The following is a 551-nucleotide window of genomic DNA, read 5'->3' as shown; positions in this document are numbered from 1 at the left end:
AAATGCAGATTCGTCCCCTCTACGACCGGGTTATCGTCAAGCGAATCGAAACGCAGCGGACGACGGCCTCGGGCATCGTGATTCCCGATTCAGCGGCAGAAAAACCAGAACAGGGCGAAGTTGTCGCCGTCGGCAGCGGCCGGCTGCTGCAGGATGGAACGCTGCGCGCGCTCCAGCTGAAGGTCGGTGACCAGGTGCTCTTCGGCAAATACGCAGGCCAGACCGTCAAGGTCGATGGCGAGGAACTGCTCGTCGTGCGCGAGGAGGACGTCATGGGCGTCCTCGAGGCCGACGCGGGCGCCGCCCGCAAGGCCGCCTGAACTTTCGACCGGTCGCGGACACCCGCCCGGTCGTTCGCGACGTGTCGAGTCAACGACTTTACCCGGAGCAAGAACATGAGTGCCAAAGACGTCAAATTCCATGACAGTGAAGTTGACCCGCAAAAACGGACACCTATGCTTTTGATCAGGAGGTGTCGAAATGGGCAGGCATCGTACCCCATACCCTGTGGAATTCCGGGCCCACATGGTCGAGCTGGTTAAGTCCGGCAG

The 551-nt window shown here is 61.0% G+C and carries 1 protein-coding gene; it reads left to right on the top strand.

What is annotated here, in order from left to right; genetic code table 11:
* The first annotated feature begins 2 nt into the window (after nt 1-2).
* The gene (gene groES / locus AB4Y42_RS44145; protein WP_368697884.1) at nt 3-320 is read left to right on the top strand and encodes a co-chaperone GroES; all 318 of its coding nucleotides are present in this window, start codon (nt 3-5) and stop codon (nt 318-320) included.
* Nucleotides 321-551 lie beyond the last annotated feature (231 nt).

The sequence above is a fragment of the Paraburkholderia sp. EG286B genome (genome assembly GCF_040965655.1).
GTDB lineage: Bacteria > Pseudomonadota > Gammaproteobacteria > Burkholderiales > Burkholderiaceae > Paraburkholderia.
Note: the sequence above shows the minus strand (reverse complement) of the source record. Positions and strands in the feature narration are given on the sequence as shown.